Raw genomic sequence first — 15,269 nt, 5'->3', positions numbered from 1 at the left:
GGTCGGAACTTATCCGGCGAACGCGCCGCTCGTCGGAATCACTTCGCCCGGAGCAGGGCCGCCGCGTCGCGGACCGTGGTGCGGATGCGGTACAGGCTCGTGCTCGCGACGATGTAGACCGTGCGGCCGTCGTCGCCGCCGAAGCACACGTTCGCGATCTTCTCCGGCACCGGGATCCGCAGCAGCTGCGTGCCGGCGGGGTCGAACACCTGCACGGAGTCGTGGCTGGAGGTCCAGACGTTGCCGTGCTCGTCGACCCGGAAGCCGTCCGGCACCCCCGGCGAGACCTCGACGAACTCGCGGCCGTTCTTGCACAGCCGCCCGTCGAACACGTCGTAGACGTGGATCGAGTGGCCGCCGGGCCGGGCCGGGTCGCGCTCGCCGGTCGGCGGGGAAGCGCCGGAGTCGGCCACGTAGAGCAGCGACTCGTCGGGGGAGAAGGCCAGGCCGTTCGGCGTCTCCACGTCGATGACGGCCGGGACGACGGAGCCGTCGCGCGGGTCGAAGCGGAAGACGTAGTTGTCGCCGTACTCGAGCTCGCCGGTGTGGCCCTCGGTGGGCTTCATGATCCCGTAGGGCGGATCGGTGAACCAGATCGTGCCGTCGCTCTTCACGACCACGTCGTTGGGCGAGTTGAGCCGCGCTTCGCCCCAATGGTCGACGACGTTCTCGACGACGCCGTCGCGGTCGCGCTCCACCCTCCGCCTGCCGTGCGAGCACTGGATCACCGAGCCGTCCAGGTCGAGCGTGCGGCCGTTGGTGAACTCGACGTTCTCCTGGTAGACGCTCAGCTCCCCGCTCGCCTCCGAGAACTGCAGGATGCGGTTGTTGGGGATGTCGCTGTAGCGCACGGCGCGGTCGGCCCCGATCCAGACCGGTCCCTCCGCCCAGATCGAACCGGTGGCCACCTTCTCCAGTTCGGCTCCGGCCTCGAGCAGGTCGCTCACTTCGGCACCTCCGCGGTCGCTGTCGTCGTCACGGTTTCGGTCATCCGGGCCAGCGGGAGCAGCCCGAGCAGGCAGATCACGGCGAGTACGACGTAGTGCACGGTGAACCCGCCCGCGTCGATGATCCAGCCTGCCACCGGGCCGGCGAGCACGCCGGACACCCCGAGCGCGATGCCGATCATGATCCCCATCGCGGTGCCGGCCGCGCGCGGCACCGAGTCGATGAGCAGCGCGTACACCACGGGGAACGGAGCGTTGCGGAACAGGCCCCACGCGAGCAGCACGATCCACGCGCTCGCCGGGCTCGTGATGAAGACCATCGCCAGCATGCTCGCGGCCCACCCGATCACCAGGAACCGGATGGCGAACTTGCGTCCGGCGTGGTCGGACCACGCGCCCCACACGACCTGGCCGATCCAGCCCGTCAGGCCGGAGGCTCCCGCGAGCAGGGCGGCGAGGCCGAGATCGATGCCCTGGTCCACGAGCTGCCCCGTCAGGAACGTGACCGCGGCGGTCTCCGCCCACAGGAACAGGAAGATCAGCACGACCGACCAGCGCACGTTCGGGCTGGCCAGCGCATCCTTCACGGGTGCGAGACCGAGGCCCTTCGGGCGGGTGGAGAGCTCGGGCAGCGGCTTGGTGTACCCGTGGGCGTCGATCCAGTCGTAGACCTTCTGCTGGTTGCGCCGAGTGCCGATGAACGCCTGCAGCGCGATGATCGGGATCCCGAGCAGCGGGATGAGCAGGAACGCCTCCTGCCAGCCCGCGAAGCCGAGCACGGCCGCGATCAGCGCACCGGTGAGGAACTGGCCGAGCGGGAAGCCGGTGTGGTGCACACCCACCGCGAAGCCGCGGTACTCCTTCGGCCACCACTCGCTCACCAGCGCGACGTTCACCGGCTCCGAGCCGCCGCGGCTGATCCCCATCGGGATGCGCAGCAGCAGGAACGCCGCGAAGCTGCCGGCCAGGCCGAACGTCAGCGCGCCGCCGAGGATCCCGATGAGCATCGCGACGTTCCAGGTCCAGCTGCGCCGGTACCCGGTGCCGATGCGGTCGGACAGCCAGCCGAACAGCAGAGCTCCGACGATGAGGCCGCCGAAGAACATCGAGTTCACGAGCCCGGCCTGCGCGTTGTTCAGCTCGAACTCGTCCTGGATCGCCGGCAGCACGGCGGGCAGGATGCCGCCGTCCACCGCCGTCATCAGGATGGCGCCGGTGGTGACGGCGAGGGTTGCCCAGGACAGCGGGTGTGCGCGGGGCACCCAGGATCGGGCGGGCGTGGCCGGCGGCGTGTCGGACATGGCGACCTCGGTGGCGCGTCGGGGAGCGGGGAGCGCTGTGATCAGCGCGGCCATCCTCCGCCCGAGATCATCCGGCCGTCAACCACTCATCAGATGTTTCGGTGGGCGCGGGTGGCGCTCGCCTGTGCCCGCGGCTTCAGCACGATCTGGTCGAGGTTCACGTTCGACGGCCGGGTGGCGGCGAACGCGATCACGTCGGCCACGTCGTCCGGGGTGAGCGGCGTGAGCCCGCGGTAGACGCCCGCTGCCCGCTCCTCGTCGCCCTCGAAGCGGACCAGCGAGAACTCGGTCTCCACCATCCCGGGCAGCACCTCGGTGAGCCGCACCGGCTGCCCGAGAAGCTCGCCGCGCAGCGTCCGGTGCAGCACCGACTGCGCGTGCTTCGCGCCCGTGTAACCCGCGCCGTTGTCGTAGATCTCGACGGCCGCGATCGAGGTGACCGTGATGATGTGCCCGTCCTCGGAGGCCAGCAGCGCCGGGAGGAGGGCCTTCGTGACGCGCAGCGTGCCCATCACGTTCGCCTCGAACATCCAGCGCCACGCGTCCTCGTCGGCCTCGGCCACCGGTTCGAGGCCCTTCGCGCCACCCGCGTTGTTGACCAGCAGCCGGCAGTCCGGGACCGCGGCGGCGAACGCGGCCACCGACTCGCCGTCCGTGACGTCCAGCCGGATCGCGGTGCCGTCGATCTCGGCGGCGATCTCGGCGCAGCGATCGACCCGGCGTGCTCCGAGTACGACGTGGAAGCCGGCTTTGGCCAGCGCGCGGGCGGTGGCGGCGCCGATGCCGGAGCTCGCGCCGGTGACGACGGCGGTGGGGCGAACGGTCATGACCGAAACCCTATGCGGCGCCCACCGGCCCCGACTCGCGCGCACCCACGCCGCGACTCGCGGGTGGGGTGGGCTACTCGAGGCCGTCCTGAGCCGTGCGGGCGCCACGGCGGGCCGCGGCCCGCTGCCAGGCGAAGATGCCGTATCCCACGGCACCGAGGAACGCGCCCGCGAGGCACGCGGTGAACCAGATGTCGAGCGGTCGCAGGCCCAGGAGCGCGGCCACGAGGAGTACGACGGCGGCGACCAGCCACAACGCGCTGCCCACCACCGCGACGAGCGCCGGCCGGGAGAGCCGGGGCGGCAGCGGTGGGGGCGATATCACGCGGCTCAGCGTACGTGGGGTGCGGACGTAACACGGGGCCCTTACCCTGCGCGCGTGATCGAACGCCTCTTCCGCGTCCACGAGCGCGGCTCCACGGTCGGCCGCGAGCTGCGCGGCGGCATCGTGACGTTCGTGACGATGGCCTACATCGTCGTGCTGAACCCGCTGATCATCGGCAGCTTCGCGCCGGACGGGCCCGGCGCCAAACCGGACGCGCTGGGCAACGTCCTCTCGGTGCCGCAGGTCGCGGCCGTCACCGCCCTCGTGGCGGGGGTGATGACGCTGCTCTTCGGGCTGATCGTGAATTACCCGTTCGCGATCGCGACCGGCCTCGGGCTCAACGCGTTCGTCGCGTTCACGCTCGCGCCGCAGATGAGCTGGCCGGAGGCGATGGGCCTGGTCGTGGTCGAGGGCCTCGTGGTGGTGGTGCTCGCGGCCACGGGCTTCCGCACGGCGGTCTTCAACATCGTGCCGCCCTCGCTCAAGGCGGCGATCGCGGTCGGGATCGGCCTCTTCATCGCCTTCATCGGGTTGGTGGACGCCGGGTTCGTCCGGCGGGTTCCCGACGCGGCGGGCACCACGGTCCCGGTCGGGCTGGGCATCGACAACTCGATCGCGTCGTGGCCCACCTTCGTGTTCGTCGTCGGGCTGCTCGTGACCGGTACCCTCGTGGCGCGCGGCGTTCGCGGCGGGATCCTCATCGGCGTGGCCGTCACCACGGTCGTCGCGATCGTCGTGGAGGCGGTCGCGCAGGTCGGACCGTCGGCCGGCACGAACCCCTACGGGTGGAACCTCTCGGTGCCTGCGCTGCCGGACAGCATCGTCGGGGTGCCGGACCTCTCGCTCGTCGGCGCGTTCTCGTTCGGCGCGTTCAGCCACGTCGACCTGCTCACCGTGGTGCTGCTGGTGTTCACCCTCGTGCTCGCCGACTTCTTCGACACGATGGGCACGATCACCGGGCTCGGCCGCCAGGCCGGGTTCATCACCGAGGACGGGCGGCTGCCGAGGGTCGGGCGCGCGCTGGTCGTCGACGCGGCCGGGGCGGTGGCGGGCGGGGCGGCGTCGTCCTCGTCCAACACGGTGTTCGTCGAGTCGGCGGCCGGGATCGCCGAGGGGGCGCGCACCGGCCTCGCCAGCGTGCTCACCGGCGTGCTGTTCCTGCTGGCGATGTTCTTCACCCCGCTCTACGAGGTCGTGCCGATCGAGGCCGCCGCGCCCGCGCTGGTGATCGTCGGCGCCTTGCTCGTCCGGCAGATCACCGAGATCGATCTCACCGACTTCCGCGTGGCGCTCCCCGCGTTCCTGACGATCGCGGTGATGCCCTTCACGTACTCGATCGCCAACGGCATCGGGGCGGGGTTCATCTCCTACGTCGTGCTGACCGCGGCGACCGGGCGCGCCCGGGACGTGCACTGGCTGATGTGGGTGGTGGCTGCCGCGTTCGTGGGGTACTTCGCCGTGGGCCCGCTGCAGGGGATCTTCGCCTGATGATCCGGGGGTTGCGCGACCAAGAGAGGGTAGGCTAACCTCAACTCGTCGCTTCGTGGTGGGAGCGGCGCGTCAGTTCGGGAAACCAGTGAGCCCCGGCCAGCCGGCCGGGGCTCACTGGCGTTCACGGCATGGCGTTCGGGCTACGTCGCGCCGGCTGCCACGGGTTCGCCCTCGAGCGCGTCGTCGTCCGGCTCGACGGGATGGTCCCGCGGGCGCGTCGGCTGTGGCACCAGCGGCCCCGCCGCGGGGAGCCCACGCCACAGCGCGGTGGTGACGGGCCGGGAGACCAGCGGTGGGACGGCGCGCTGCAGCTGCCCCGAACCGACGAGGGCGGACACGATCCGGTGCAGCGCCGCGGCGTAGGCGCGCACGTCGGCCGGGAGACGCTCGGGTGGGTAGGCGAGCACCGCAGCCGCCTCCGCACGCGCGTCGCCCGCGAACCAGCGGCGCACGTGGGGCAGCACCGCCACCGCAGCGAACTGCCCGGCCGGCAGCGAGGGAATCGGGATGCCCCGTGCGATCCCGGCGAGCACGAGCACCGGCCGGGGCCCGGACGGAGCGCAGGCGAGCGTGGCGGCCTGCCGCAGGGACTGCTCGTCGGAGCGGCAGACCAGCACGTCGGCCTCGCCCGCGCTACCGGGGGCGAGCAGGCCTGCGTCGATGGCGTGGAGGGCGGCGGCGAGGGTGCTGGTGCCGCTCCCGCGGGTCACGCCGGCGATCACGGGGCGGCGCACGCGACTCATCGACGGCCTCCGGGGATCTCGGCCAGCGGGTCGTCCTCGGCGAGGGTGTGCTCGCCGCCGCTGCCCGCGGTCGGCGGAGCCTGCGGGGGCGGTACGTCCTCGCCGATGGTCTCCTCCCATGCGTCGACGGCCAGGCGGCCGCTCTCCCACACCACAGGCACGGACAGCCGGACCCAGCGCGCCGCCATGCTGCGCCACCCGCGGCCGGTGGGCGCGGGCGCCACGGCGGGGACGCCGATCTGCGCCGGGTCCGGGCCGGATGCTCGCCTCTCGTGCCCGCCGACCGCCCGGTACGGCGTGACCCGCACCCTGACGTCGACGAGCACGCGCCCATCGCCGTCGGCGCGCACGCGGCCCGGGAGCGCGAAGTCCGCGCGCTGCCGGCCCTCGCCGTTCCACCCGATGCGGGCCGGGTCGCCGCCCGGCACGGCCAGGTACCCGTGCAGCACCCGGCCGCGGCGGGCAGGGTCCTCCTCGTCCCAGGACAGGTAGTCGACCGCGAACGCGCCGGCCAGCGCGGCGGCCTCGGCCGGGTCCGGGCTCGGCGCGGGGTGGGGGAGCCAGGCCGGGCGCGGCGCCGGCACGGCGGGTAAGCCGCGGGGGTCGGTGGGTGGTTCGGCCGCGATCGGGCCGGCCCATGCGGACGGTCCGCTCGCCGGCCATGCCGCGACGCCCCACGCCGTGCCCGGGTACGCCGTGAGCGACTCAGGGGGCCGCTCGCCCGCCGGTGCGCCGGGGGCCGGCTCCGGGGCGCGGCCGAAGAGCCGGAACGGGGCCACGGCGGTCACCGGCCGGGCGGGACGGCGGAGCCGTCCGGGCGGGTGGGGTCGGGATCGGACATGGTTCCCCCATCGGTCGGGCGCGGCACGTCGATGACGGTAGGAGCGCCGACGGCCGTCATGGGGCGGATCGGGCGCAGCGGTTTGCGATAGTGAACGCCGCCCCACCCGGCGAGTCCGACATCCCGACGCGCCGAATCCGGCGTTTCGACACGACCCCGGGAACGCGAGTCCGACATCCCGACGCGCCGAGTCCGGCGTTTCGACACGACCCCGGAACGCGAGTCCGACGTCCTGACACGCCGAGTCGAGCGTCTCGACACGTGCGGCAACGCCGGACTCGCCGTGCTCGGACGTCGGACTCGCCGTGCTCGGACGTCGGACTCGCCGTGTCTGGACGTCGGACTCGCCGTGTGGGGATGTCGGACTCGCTGTGCTGGTGCGCCCGACTCGCCGTGTGCGGATGTCGGACTCGCCGGGATCACGCGTCGATCGGCCAGGAGTGCACCGGCTCGTTGGCCGCCGACCGCTCCAGGTAGCGCGTGAGCATGCCGTGCAGGGCGGCCGGCCGGTCGGCGCCGCGCTCCTCGAGCGCGGCGACCATGTCGAGCTGCCAGCCCGCGCCCGTGCGGCGGGTGACGCAGCGCTGCTCGATGATCGACAGGAAGCGGTCGGTGACGTCGGTCTCGACACCCCAGCGCGCGAGCCCGTCGGCGGCCTGGGGGAGGAGCTTGCGCAACACCAGCTCGTCGGGGCGGATCCAGCCGGTGCCGGGCCAGTACAGGGGACCGTCGAGGCCGTGCCGGGCGGCGGTGATGAAGTTCTCCTCGGCGGCCTCGAACGACATCATGCTCCACAGCGGCCGCTCCGCCTCGACGAGCGTGCGCAGCAGGCCGTAGAAGAACAGCGCGTTGGCCACCATGTCCACGACGGTGGGACCGGCAGGCAGCACCCGGTTCTCCACGCGCACGTGCGGCACGCCGTCCGCGATGTCGTAGACCGGGCGGTTCCACCGCCAGATCGTGCCGTTGTGCAGGCGCAGCTCGTCGAGCCCCGGCACCGTCCCGGCCTCCAGGTCGCTCATGGGGTCGGTGTCCTCCGTGACCGGCATGAGCGCAGGGAAGTAGCGGGCGTTCTCGGAGAACAGGTCGAGGATCGAGGTGATCCAGCGCTCGCCGAACCACACGCGCGGCCGCACGCCCTGGTTGCGCAGCTCCGGCGTGCGCACGTCGCAGGACTGCTCGAACAGCGGGATCCGGGTCTCGGACCACAGCCGCGAGCCGAGCAGGAACGGCGAGTTCGCGCCGACGGCGAGCTGCACGCCCGCGAGGCACTGCGCGGCGTTCCAGTAGCCCGCGAACGAGTCCGGGTGCACCTGCAGGTGCAGCTGCATCGACGTGCAGGCCGCCTCCGGGGCGATGGAGTCGAAGTCGGCGTACAGGTGTTCCGGCTCCACGCCGTGGCGGCCCGACGGGTCGTCACCGGCGATGTCGAGGCGGATCGGCTCGCCGCGGGCGTTCAGCATCTGCTCGTTGAGCGTGGCGTAGCGCGGGTCGGGCGAGAGCGCCTCGACCACGAGGTGGTGGCGCTCCAACGTGGGCAGGATGCCGATCACGGCGAGCTGCGCGCCGCAGTCCACCGCCTTGGCGCGGGCCACGGCGAGCTCGTCGAGCAGGTGGCGCTCCAGGTGACGCCACTCGTCGCCCGGCAGGGGGCGCGGCGGCAGGTTCAGCTCCAGGTTCCACCGCCCGAGCTCGGACTGGAACTGCGACGAGCCGATCGCGTCGAGCACGTCCGCTCCGGCGAGCGAGGGGGCGAGATCCTTGCCCACGAGGTTGAGCTCCACCTCGAGCCCGGTCATCGGCTCGTCGCGCGCGAACGGGTGCTCCCGCAGCATGATCGCGAGCGCGTCGAGGCAGCGCTGCACCTTGGTCCGGTAGCGCTGGCGATCCCGTCGACTGAACGTCCGTCGGTCGACGTCCTGGCCCATGCGTGCGCTGCCTCCCGACCCCGGGCGTGCCCGGAGCTTCGCTCGATGCTCGCGGGCGAGCGGGGCCGCGGCGGCGGCCGCGTCGCGCGCGGGCTGTCCACCTTGGCACCCGTGGTGATCCCTGCGCTACGGCCGACCGGATGACCGCTGCAGCCCGACCGGCGCAGCCTGCGACTATTTGCCTTCGTGGCGACCATCACTCGCGTCGAGGACCCGGCCGATCCCCGGGTGGACGACTTCCGCGACCTCACCACTGCCGACCGCCGTCCGGACCGGCCCGGCGGGCGGGGACTGGTGATCGCGGAGGGGGTCGTGGTCGTTCGCCGGATGATCGACTCGCCGTACCCGGTGCGCTCGCTCCTCGGCGTTCCCCGGCGCTTCGACGAGCTGGCGGGCGACCTCGCCGCGCTCCCCGTGCCCGCCTACGCCACCGACGCGGAGACGATGGCCGCCGTCGTGGGTTTCCACCTCAACCGGGGCGTACTCGCGGTGGCCGACCGGGCCGCGCCGCCCGACGTGACCGAGCTGCTGCGGCACGCCCGGCTCGTGGCGGTGCTGGAAGGCGTGAACGACCACGAGAACCTCGGAGCGCTGTTCCGCAACGCCGCGGCGCTGGGCGTCGACGCGGTGCTGCTGGGCCCGCGCTGCTCCGACCCGCTCTACCGGCGCAGCGTGCGCGTCTCGATGGGGCACGTGCTCCGCGTCCCGTTCGCCGAGCTGCCCGGCCCGTGGCCCGCGTCGCTGGACCTGCTGCGGGCCGCCGGCCTGCGGGTGGCCGCGCTCACCCCCGCCACCGACGCGCAACCGCTCGCCTCGGCGGCGCTGGGCGGGCAGCGGGTCGCGGTGCTCCTGGGTGCCGAGGGACCCGGGCTCACCCCGGAGGCCCTCGCCGCCGCGGACCTGCGGGTCCGGATCCCGATGGCATCCGGCGTCGACTCGCTGAACGTGGCCACGGCGGCGGCCGTGGCGTTCCACGCGCTTACGCCGCCGCCTTAGTTCCCCGCCGGGGCACTAGCCCGATTGGTCCGTTCTCACGCTGCCACCGGAACACCGCCGACCTAGGCTGGCGGGGTGCGGCTCGGTTCGGGGGGACGGGTCCTGCTCGGTGAGCGCCGGGCGGGCGATCCACCCCTGCCGGCCGAGCTCGAGGACGCGCTGCGCGAGTGGGCGGCGTTCGCCGTCACCGTCTCCGGATCGGGCGGGGCCGAGGAGCGCGACATGCTGCAGCGCAGGGGGCGTCAGCTGGCCGTCCGCGTCGCCGACGCCCTGGGCCGCACCGTCACCTACACCGATCCCGTGTCCGGGCGGGTCGAGGCGGTGCCCGCCCCGCCCACCGGTCTGATCCCGCGCCGGCCCGATGACGCCGAGCCCACGCCGTGGGCCACCGGCCTGGGTGTGTCCGTGTTCACGGCCGTGGTCGTCGCGGTGGGCGACGTCGCGCTGAGCCGGGCGTTCGCCGAGGCGTTCGGCCTGCTCTGGGTGCCGGCGAACATCCTCGTCGGGCTCGGCCTCGCGCCCTCGCTGCACCTGCTGCGGCTCACGCGGTTCTGGCGCTGGCCCGCGCTCGGCGCCGCCGCCGGCCTCGCGGTCGCGTGGATCGTGCTGCTCCTCGGCGAGCTCGGTTGACGCTCAGTAGGTGTTCGAGATGCCCGCAGGTGGGCCGCAGACGCCGGTGATCCAGCAGGTCCCGGCTGCCCTGGGTGGCCCGCTCCGCGCTTCCCGAACACGTTCTCATGGACGACCGGCGTGGGCGGCCGGGGCGCGCGCGGTGAGCACCTGCCCGGTCTCCGGGCCGGTCAGCAGGCGTCGGATGTTCTCCTCGAAACCCTCCTGCATGTGCCAGTCCGCCGCGAGCACGAACAGCGTCCGGCCGTCCTCGCCGCCGAGCGTGCAGGCGAACCCCGCCCGGTTGAGCGGGACCGTGGCCAGCACCTCCCCGCCCTCCGCCACCCGCAGACAGGCGGGCCCGTCGTCGGTCCAGCCAGGAGTCCACACGGCACCCTCGGCGTCCAGGACGATGCCGTCGCCGGGCACCGGAGCCCACACCCGCCGGTTCGACAGGCTCCCGTCCGGCTCGATGTCGAACGCGGTGAGTGTGCCGGCGAACGACTCCGAGACGATCAACGTCGAACCGTCCGGCGTCACGGCCATCCCGTTCGGGAACGCGATCCGATCCGCGACCCGCCGCACGGCCCCGTCGGGGGTGACGAGCGCGACGAACCCCGGCGCCTCGCCCGCGTCCGGGTGGAAGTCCGTGCCGCCGTTGACGTAGATGTTGCCGCGGCCGTCCACGACGATCTCGTTGAGGCCTGCGCCGAGGCCGCTCAGATCGGCGTGATCGACCAGCGAACCGTCGGGTTCCTGGCGCAGCAGCCGCCCCTCGGGCCCTGCGACCACCAGCAGCCGTCCGTCCGGAAGCCAGTCGATCGAGAACGGCATGGTGGTCGGCACGGTGGCCATCACCTCGGTGGTGCCGTCGAGGCCGACCGCCAGCACCTGCTGGGTGCCCCAGTTGGACAGCCACAGCCTTCCCCCGTGCCAGCGCGCGGACTCACCGATCTTCAATCCGGTCAGCAGAACGTCGCTCATGCCACCCATACGAACGGGAGCCGCCCGATTCGACAACTACTGGTGCGGGGCACTAGGCATCGGGCGGGATGAGCCCGGCGTCGTGGGCGACGATCGCGGCCTGCACCCGGTTGCGAACGCCCAGGCGGCCCAGGATCGTGCTGACGTAGATCTTCACCGTGCCCTCGACGACGTGCAGCCTGCGGCCGATCTCCGCGTTGGACAGGCCCGCCCCGATCAGGCCCAGCACGTCCCGCTCCCGATCGGTGAGCGCGGCGACCCGCGCGTGGGCGCTGCCCGCGTGGCGCGTCGTCGGCAGGCCGTCCAGGACCCGGCGGGTCACCAGCGGCGACAGGTACGCGGCACCCGAGGCGACGGCGCGGACGCCCGCGATGAGCTCCTGCGGGTCGCCCGTCTTGAGCACGAACCCCGCTGCCCCGCCGCCCAGGGCACGCGAGATCGATGCGTCGTCGGCGAACGTGGTCAGCACGAGTACCGGGGTGGCCGAACCGATCCGGGCCAGCTCGGCGGCCGCCTCGACGCCGTCGAGGTGCGGCATCCGGATGTCCAGCACCGCCACGTCCGGCCGGTGCGCCCGCACCAGCTCAACGGCCTCCCGCCCGTCGGCGGCCTCCGCGACGACCTCGATGTCGCCCGCCGTGCCCAGCACCGCGGCGACACCCACGCGGACGACCGGCTCGTCGTCGGCGACCACGACGCGGATCATCGGGCGATCAGGTCCACACCGACCACGCGGTCGTCGCGGACGCAGAGCCGGTACAGGTCGCTGCCGCGCGCGTCGAACGGGTTGGCGTGGGTGCTGTAGTAGCGGCAGCTCGCGCCGGGCGGTTCCGGCGGCACGTCGCCGGGACCGTCCGTGCGGATTCGGGCGGGCAGCAGGGACGAGACCTCCGAGACCGGATCGCCGGGACGGATGCCCGCCGGGTCGAGCACGGACGTGGCCGCGTCGAACCACATGTACGCGAGCACCGCGGCGAGTCCACCGACCGACACGAGCGCGGCGGCCAGGACGACCCGCCGTCCGGAGCGCCGCACCCGTTCCTGGGCGCGGCGGTGTTCGACGTCGGTGGTCATGGGGGCGGGGGCCGCAGGTGACCGGGGAAGCGCGGCCGTGACGCGGAACCCGCCGTCCGGCGTGGGGCCGGCCGTGAACGTGCCGCCCAGCAGCCGGACGCGTTCCGCGAGGCCGGCGAGCCCGAGCCCTGCGCCGGGTGCGGTGGCGCTCGGCGCGGGACCGCTGTCGACGGTCACCTCGGGCCCGTGCACGGCGTCCTGCACCCCGACCAGGACGCGGGCGTCGGGCGCGTGCTTCATCGCGTTGGTCAGCGCCTCCGCCACGACCCGCGTCAGCGTGGCGGCCACCACCGGATCGTGCGGGCGGAGCTCGCCGGTCTCGAGGGTGACGTCGAGACCGGCCGCGGCGCTGCGTTCGACGAGCTCGGACACGCTGGTGCCGGGATCGTCGGGCTCGGCGCGCAGCAGGCGCACGGTGTCGGCGAGCCGCTCGGCCGCGGCCGTGACCCCCATGCGGGCGATCCCGGCGGCGGAACGGTACTTCGCGTCGAGAGCGGGGTCGAGCTCGAGCGCGCCGATCTGGAGCGCCGCCTTGGCCAGCTCGTGCCCGACGAGATCGTGCATCTCCCCGGCGAGCCGCGCCCGCTCCCGGGCGCGGGCGTACTCGGCTTCGCGCTCCCAGCGGGCCGCCCGGTCCCAGCCGGTGCGCACCAGCTCGTCGTGCAGGCGGCGGTAGCGGCCCACCGTCCACGGCACGGTGGACAGGACGGCTGCCCCGACGGCGGTCCCGATCGCGGTGTCGGCCTCACCGGTGGTGAGGAGGGCCGTGGCCGCGCCCGCTGCGGGTCCCAGGACGAGCACGACGGCATCGCGGTGCCCCGACGCCGCGCTGTGCCCGCTGAGCAGTGCGACACCCGCGAGCCCGACCGCGAGCGCGGACGCCCCGAGCAGCGAGTCGACCTCCGCCCGGCCGAGGAACACGATCTCCCACCCGGCGACGGCGATCGCCAGCGCGAGGGCAGGGCGCCGCTCGGTGAGCAGCACCGCGGCGCCGAGAGCCGCAACGTGGGCGGCGATCTCGGCCGGGGTGAGCCGGCCGGGTGAGGAGGTGAGACCCGCCCACAGCACCGGAAGGGTGCCGAGGACCCACAGGGTCGCCCGCAGCCTCACCGCACGGGGAGCGGCTGTGTCGGAGCCTCGACCGGCCCCGAGCCGAGGGCCAGCCTGCCCACGGGCCGGGAGCGCAGCCGCAGCACGGTCGTCTCGCCCATGCGGGCGATCGTAGGCAGCGCCGCGGCCACGACCGCGCCGAGCAGGAATCCGGCCACGACGTCGTGCGGGAAGTGCACCCCGACCACCATCCGGGACGCGGCGGCTGCGGCGGCGAGCACGAGTACGGCCGCACCGAGGCGGAGGGCCGACCACAGCACGGCCACCGCGACCGCTCCCGCGACGGCGGCGTGGTTGCTCGGGAACGACCAGTCGCCCACCTCCGGGCACGGCGCGATCGTCGGCACGGCGAGAAGCCGGCACGGCCGGTCGACGGCCTTCCACTCCTTGGCCGTCTCGCTCAGCGTGTACGCCAGCACCGTGACGACGGGAGCGGCGAGCGCCCTGGCCACCACCGGCGCCGTCCGGGTGCGGGCGCGCCACCACAGCAGCGCGAACGCGGCGACGTACACCGCGAGCACGGCTTCCGTGGCGAACGCGGCCGCGGCCTGCAGCGGGGCGGGCAGCTCGGCGGCGGCGTCGACGATGCGGCGGTACCACTCGGCGCTGACGTCGGGGACGTCCGAGATGTCGGCAACGATCACCCGTCCCAGCGTCGGGACGGCGGGTGATCGGCACCGCTGCCGAACGGCAGTGGTCGCCCCTGTCGATCGGCAACAGTTCCCGTGCGGTGCGGGTCAGCGCTGGCCGCGAACCCCGAGCAGGACCTCGTCCCAGGACGGCATCACCGGCTTGCCCTTCTTGGTGCGCTTGCTCGCGGCGGGCTGCTGTGCCGCCGCGGCTGCCGGCTCGGGCGCGGTAGCGGGGGCCTCGGCCGGCTCCTCGGGAGCAGGAGCCTCGGTGGCCGGGGGCTCGGCGCTCGCCGCGGGCGTGCTGGGCTTCTCGGGACGGGCCGGTTCCGGACGACGGCGCTCGGGGCGGCCCGCGGGCTGGCGCGTCGCAGGTTCGCGGGCGGCCTGCTCGCGTATCGCGCTGCCGTTGTTCGCCCGCGGCTCCGCCGCGTCGGGCTTGGCGCGCTCGGTGCGCTCCGGTCCACTCACGGTGGTGGCGGGCTCGTCGTCCTGCGCGGATGGCCGACGCCGGTCACCCGCCTCGAGGGGGGCGGGCGCGCTGCGGTCGGGGTCGGCACGGGGCGGCTCGGCGGGCGGGGGTTGCCGCTGTGCGGGTGCCGCCGGCCGGCGCGGCTCCTGTGCGGTACGGGCCGGGGCACGCTCGACGGCGCGGGCCTCGGCGGCGGGTGGCGGATCGATCCGCGAGCCGCGGACGTTGTCCGAGGCGACGGCCCGCAGCTCCTCCTCGGGCCCGGGAGCGGGTGCCGGGTCCTCGGGGCGGGCGATGTCGATGACCGGTCCGACGGTGCGCAGCGGCCGCGCGGGCAGGCCCTCGACGAGGTCGCTGGCGTGCTCGTCGACGGCGGTGACGGTGCCGCCGTGCGCGCCGGGCTGGAACGTCCAGTGCGCGCGGTTGTCGGAGCGCCCCGCGCGCCAGGACAGGGCGACGACCCACTTGCCGTCCTCGCCCTTCCAGGAGTCCCACTCGGCGTCGGCGTACTCCTGGCCGCGCAGGCCGAAGGTGTGGGCCACGACGTCGCCGAGGGTCCGGGTGTCGGGTCCCTCTGGGCGCATGGGGTGGGCGCGCTGGGCGACTTCGGCGGTCCGGGAGCGTTCCAGCAGCACGGGGTAGGCGAACCGCTCGATCTTCTGAAGCGGGACACCGGCCGCAGCGGCAACCTGCTCCACGGACGCTCCGGCACGGATCCGGGCCTGGATCTCTCGTGGACGCAACTGGCTCTCCAACTCGATCGAGATCTGTCCGAGCCGGGTGAGATCCCCCCTCGCAGCGGCGCGCAGCTGCTCGTCCGCAGGCACGGTGAAGCGCTCGCGTCGCACCGGGTCCTCGAGGACGACGGAGAACTCACCGCCACCCTCGGTGATCCCGACGACCCGCAGCGCCCGCATCAGCGGCCCTCCCGCTCTCGTTCTCCCCGTCCGGGTGACGTTAGTTGCCGGATCGCACCCCGCGTCGGAGGCGCG

At 73.9% G+C, this 15,269-nt stretch carries 15 protein-coding genes; 3 read left to right on the top strand and 12 right to left on the bottom strand.

What is annotated here, in order from left to right; all coding sequences use genetic code 11:
* Positions 1 to 38: 38 nt before the first annotated feature.
* From FHX44_RS13190 to FHX44_RS42755, 4 genes are all read right to left on the bottom strand, one after another.
* Complete coding sequence (locus tag FHX44_RS13190) at positions 39 to 947, bottom strand: SMP-30/gluconolactonase/LRE family protein (protein WP_147256071.1); 909 nt, start codon at positions 945 to 947, stop codon at positions 39 to 41.
* Positions 944 to 2,248, bottom strand: coding sequence for an MFS transporter (locus FHX44_RS13185; RefSeq protein WP_212612452.1), 1,305 nt, complete (start codon positions 2,246 to 2,248; stop codon positions 944 to 946). Before FHX44_RS13185 ends, FHX44_RS13190 begins: the two co-directional genes overlap by 4 nt.
* An 89-nt stretch (positions 2,249 to 2,337) precedes the next feature.
* Positions 2,338 to 3,075, bottom strand: coding sequence for an SDR family NAD(P)-dependent oxidoreductase (locus FHX44_RS13180; RefSeq protein WP_147256069.1), 738 nt, complete (start codon positions 3,073 to 3,075; stop codon positions 2,338 to 2,340).
* Positions 3,076 to 3,148: 73 nt separating this feature from the next.
* Entirely contained in the window at positions 3,149 to 3,400 is a 252-nt protein-coding gene (locus FHX44_RS42755; RefSeq protein WP_212612451.1) for a DUF2530 domain-containing protein, read from the bottom strand.
* A gap of 54 nt (positions 3,401 to 3,454) precedes the next feature.
* On the opposite strand from FHX44_RS42755, the gene FHX44_RS13170 reads away from it, so the two are divergent.
* The gene (locus tag FHX44_RS13170) at positions 3,455 to 4,888 is read left to right on the top strand and encodes an NCS2 family permease (protein ID WP_147256068.1); all 1,434 of its coding nucleotides are present in this window, start codon (positions 3,455 to 3,457) and stop codon (positions 4,886 to 4,888) included.
* 143 nt (positions 4,889 to 5,031) lie between these two features.
* Here the strand turns inward: FHX44_RS13170 and FHX44_RS13165 are convergent, their stop codons facing one another.
* The 3 genes from FHX44_RS13165 to FHX44_RS13155 all read right to left on the bottom strand — a co-directional run bounded on the left by FHX44_RS13165 (position 5,032) and on the right by FHX44_RS13155 (position 8,403).
* Complete coding sequence (locus tag FHX44_RS13165) at positions 5,032 to 5,634, bottom strand: hypothetical protein (RefSeq protein ID WP_147256067.1); 603 nt, start codon at positions 5,632 to 5,634, stop codon at positions 5,032 to 5,034.
* A complete protein-coding gene (locus FHX44_RS13160; protein WP_147256066.1) occupies positions 5,631 to 6,422 on the bottom strand; it encodes a hypothetical protein in 792 nt (263 codons plus the stop codon). Before FHX44_RS13160 ends, FHX44_RS13165 begins: the two co-directional genes overlap by 4 nt.
* Positions 6,423 to 6,894: 472 nt before the next feature.
* Positions 6,895 to 8,403 (bottom strand): glutamate-cysteine ligase family protein, encoded by a 1,509-nt coding sequence (locus tag FHX44_RS13155; RefSeq protein WP_147256065.1) that lies wholly within the window; start codon positions 8,401 to 8,403, stop codon positions 6,895 to 6,897.
* Between the two features lie 186 nt (positions 8,404 to 8,589).
* On the opposite strand from FHX44_RS13155, the gene FHX44_RS13150 reads away from it, so the two are divergent.
* Together FHX44_RS13150 and FHX44_RS13145 are read left to right on the top strand one after the other, a co-directional pair.
* Positions 8,590 to 9,399 carry a TrmH family RNA methyltransferase gene (locus FHX44_RS13150; protein ID WP_147256064.1) on the top strand — a complete coding sequence of 270 codons (810 nt, stop codon included), beginning with the start codon at positions 8,590 to 8,592 and terminating at the stop codon, positions 9,397 to 9,399.
* A 75-nt stretch (positions 9,400 to 9,474) separates the two neighbouring features.
* Entirely contained in the window at positions 9,475 to 10,029 is a 555-nt protein-coding gene (locus FHX44_RS13145; protein WP_147256063.1) for a DUF2537 domain-containing protein, read from the top strand.
* A 105-nt stretch (positions 10,030 to 10,134) separates the two neighbouring features.
* Here FHX44_RS13145 and FHX44_RS13140 read toward each other — a convergent pair whose 3' ends face one another.
* From FHX44_RS13140 to sepH, 5 genes are all read right to left on the bottom strand, one after another.
* On the bottom strand, positions 10,135 to 10,992 hold the full coding sequence (locus tag FHX44_RS13140; RefSeq protein WP_147256062.1) for an SMP-30/gluconolactonase/LRE family protein: 858 nt from the start codon (positions 10,990 to 10,992) through the stop codon (positions 10,135 to 10,137).
* 52 nt (positions 10,993 to 11,044) lie between these two features.
* Positions 11,045 to 11,698 carry a response regulator gene (locus FHX44_RS13135; RefSeq protein WP_147256061.1) on the bottom strand — a complete coding sequence of 218 codons (654 nt, stop codon included), beginning with the start codon at positions 11,696 to 11,698 and terminating at the stop codon, positions 11,045 to 11,047.
* Positions 11,695 to 13,176, bottom strand: a complete 1,482-nt coding sequence (locus FHX44_RS13130; RefSeq protein WP_147256060.1) for a sensor histidine kinase — start codon at positions 13,174 to 13,176, stop codon at positions 11,695 to 11,697. The genes FHX44_RS13135 and FHX44_RS13130 overlap by 4 nt, the downstream gene beginning before the upstream one ends.
* A complete protein-coding gene (locus tag FHX44_RS13125; RefSeq protein ID WP_170308891.1) occupies positions 13,173 to 13,820 on the bottom strand; it encodes a phosphatase PAP2 family protein in 648 nt (215 codons plus the stop codon). The genes FHX44_RS13130 and FHX44_RS13125 overlap by 4 nt, the downstream gene beginning before the upstream one ends.
* 93 nt (positions 13,821 to 13,913) lie before the next feature.
* On the bottom strand, positions 13,914 to 15,194 hold the full coding sequence (gene sepH, locus FHX44_RS43225) for a septation protein SepH (protein WP_147256058.1): 1,281 nt from the start codon (positions 15,192 to 15,194) through the stop codon (positions 13,914 to 13,916).
* Between the last annotated feature and the right edge of the window lie 75 nt (positions 15,195 to 15,269).

The sequence above is a fragment of the Pseudonocardia hierapolitana genome (assembly GCF_007994075.1).
GTDB classification, from domain to species: domain Bacteria; phylum Actinomycetota; class Actinomycetes; order Mycobacteriales; family Pseudonocardiaceae; genus Pseudonocardia; species Pseudonocardia hierapolitana.
Note: the sequence above shows the minus strand (reverse complement) of the source record. Positions and strands in the feature narration are given on the sequence as shown.